Source organism: Polaromonas sp. P3_C2, assembly GCF_056402675.1.
On record NZ_JBFUGX010000499.1, the window covers coordinates 1 to 3094 of the forward strand.

Genomic DNA, 3094 nt, shown 5'->3' on the forward strand with positions numbered 1-3094 from the left:
GCTTGTCAGATTCGGTTTTAACCAGCGCATGTGTCTCACAACTTTCTACCGGGCATCCGTAGGGTATTTGTTCACGTTCCCGAGGAACGGTTTGTTCTGTTAGATTAAGACTGCGGCGGTTCATTTGCAAGACGTTTTGTGTGAAATGGTTAACGCAAAACAACAAATGTATCTAGGAGTTAGTAACTAGATGTCAAGTCGATTCTGGTATTGAACAGTGTTTAAATCTTTAGACTTACACTAAGTTTCAGCTGTAGACAAAAGTCACCCTTCCACCATTCGCTCAATTTTTCAGCCCCGGCCAGACCCAACATGAACACCACAATGACCGCCTATCCCGCGCATTACATCAACGGCCAATGGGTTAAAGCCCAGTCTTCGGAGACCCTTCCTGTCCACGATTCCAGCACCGAAGAGGTGATGGCAACCGTGCCATCCGGTACCGTCGGGGAGGCAGAAGCTGCGGTATTGGCGGCCCGGGCTGCGTTTGACGGATGGTCTGCGTTGTCCGTCGAGACGCGCGCTGCTTACCTGGATAAAGTGGCCGCCGGCATCAAGGCCCGCACCGAAGACCTGGCCGTGGCCATTGCGCGCGAGGTGGGCATGCCCCTGAAGATGGCCCGGGCCGTCCAGGTAGGAGGGCCCGCATGGCACTGGGGAAACTTTGCCAAGGTGGCCCGCCAGTTCGAATGGGAAAAGCAGGTCGGCAACTCGCTCGTGGTACGCGAGCCGATCGGTGTCGTGGGGTGCATCACGCCCTGGAATTTCCCGCTCAGCCAGATCACACTCAAGATCGCCCCCGCCATGGCGGCAGGTTGCACCGTGGTGCTCAAGCCCAGCGAAATCGCCCCGGTCAACGCCATGATCCTGGCTGAAATCATTCATGAGGCCGGCCTGCCGCCCGGCGTATTCAACCTGGTCAACGGTGTCGGCCCCGTGGTGGGCGAGGTGCTGGCAACGCATCCCGAAGTCGACATGCTGAGCTTTACCGGCTCTACCCGGGCAGGCAAACGTGTGAGCGAACTGGCCAGCCAGTCGGTCAAGCGGGTAGCGCTCGAGCTTGGCGGCAAGTCGGCCAGCGTCATCCTGGACGATGCCAATTTCGAAGCTGCGGTCAAAGGCACCGTGTCGGCCTGCATGCTCAACAGCGGCCAGACCTGTTCGGCCCATACCCGCATGCTGGTGCCGGCCGGGCGTTATGAGGAAGCCAAGGCGCTCGCACAGGCAGCTGTCGCGAAATTCAGTGTTGGCCCCAGCCTGGAGGAAACCAGCAAGCTCGGACCGCTGGTCAGTGCAGCCCAGCGCGACCGTGTCCTGGGTTTCATCCGCACCGGCATTGAAGAAGGTGCGGACGTGATTGCCGGTGGCGCCGGCGCGCCTGACTTTGCCAAAGGCTACTTTGTTCAGCCCACCATCCTGGGGATCAAGGCAACTGACACGCTGGCACAGGAAGAAATTTTCGGCCCGGTCCTGGTCGTTATTTCCTACAACGATGAGGACGAGGCTGTGGCAATCGCCAATAGCACCATTTACGGTCTTGGCGGGGCGGTATGGGGCGGCACAGACGAACGGGCCATGAAAGTGGCGCGCCGCCTGCGCACCGGGCAGGTCGATATCAATGGCGGGCCTTTCAATGGTCAGGCACCGTTTGGTGGCTACAAACAATCTGGTAATGGCCGTGAAAACGGCGTTTATGGTTTTGAAGAATTTCTGGAATTCAAGGCCATCCAGCTAAAAACCGCCGTGGCTTGAGCCGCTTGGTTCAACGCTGCCGATTGATGGAAGAATAAAACATTTAGTTACAGTTGCGGGTCTCGACGCGCAATTTCTTCTTGTCGTAATCATGCTTATGTTTTAATTACACAAGATAGCTACAAGCAGTTACATAGACCGTATGGCAGAAGTCACCGTCGTTTTTGCCGATCTCACCGGAAGCACCGGGGTTTTTGAATCGCTGGGCAATGYCAAGGCAACTCAGGCCATCACACGTTTGACGCAGTGGATAGGCAAGGTCAGCGTGGCCTATCGCGGCCACGTTGTGAAATACCTCGGCGACGGTGTGCTGGTGGTGTTTCCAGACAATGCGGACGCCGTTGACGCCGTAACCGAACTGCAGCGGGTTCACCGCGACCGTATCCGGAACTGGCCCGAGCACCTCAAGATGCGGTTGCAGCTGGGTGTTGCCCGCGGAGAAATTGTCGAGCAGGATGGTGACTGCTTCGGCGACGCTGTCAATGTGGCCTCCCGGTTGAGTGACCTGTCGGGCCCGGACCAGATACTCGCGACCGAAGCCGTCATCGAAAAGCTGCCAGCCGACACACTCGTACGCTCCCGAAATCTTGGCGCCATGGACATTCGTGGCCGCACCGAAGCCTGCCTGGTCCACCGCATCGAATGGCAGGCAGAGGTCATGACCGAATCATTTACCGTACCTTCCAGCCTGACGGCGCACTCGGCCCCGCAGCCCCTGGCTCTGGCGTCGATCGAGTTGTGCTGGCTGGACATCAATACCGAGTTCGCCTCGGGTGAGCTGCCGATTTTCCTGGGACGAGACCACGACGCGCAATTTGTGGTTCAAGATCCGCGCGTTTCCCGCAGGCACGCCAGAATTGAATGGCGTGCCGGCAAGTTTTACCTTGAAGATGTCAGCAGTTACGGCACCTGGGTGCGATTTTCCGACAGCGCAGCTGTCGTGGCATTGCGCCGACAGGAATGTGTGTTGCTGCAAGAGGGTGAGATTGCTCTGGGCGCCCCCTTTGAAGACTTCACGGTGCCTACCGTCAGTTTCAAGTTTGCCGACGGCAAAGTCCATCTTCAAACAAAATAGCGTCGGGCCGGCAGGAGCCGCCCCGGTTCTGCCTGGCATGCCAAATGCTCATCGCCATGGGCACCTGGCTGCACTATCCGTATCACCCGATGGAACATGATGGTCTGGTTCAAACGCATTTCTGCTGCGCTGCTGGTGTTGCTGCTGATCGCCGCCACCGTGGCGGGTTTCTATATTTACCGGACCTTCCCGGCACTCGACGGTGAACTCCAGGCCGCGGGCTTGCGTGGCTCCGTATCGGTTGCCCGTGACACCGCGGATGTCACC

General features: G+C 58.1%; 2 protein-coding genes. Both read left to right on the forward strand.

Features of this window, described 5'->3' with window-relative positions; translation table 11 throughout:
• The first annotated feature begins 312 nt into the window (after positions 1 to 312).
• Complete coding sequence (locus AC1DWI_RS17860; protein WP_477671637.1) at positions 313 to 1752, forward strand: aldehyde dehydrogenase family protein; 1440 nt, start codon at positions 313 to 315, stop codon at positions 1750 to 1752.
• A 142-nt stretch (positions 1753 to 1894) separates the two neighbouring features.
• Positions 1895 to 2827, forward strand: a complete 933-nt coding sequence (locus AC1DWI_RS17865) for an FHA domain-containing protein (RefSeq protein WP_477725344.1) — start codon at positions 1895 to 1897, stop codon at positions 2825 to 2827.
• Positions 2828 to 3094 lie beyond the last annotated feature (267 nt).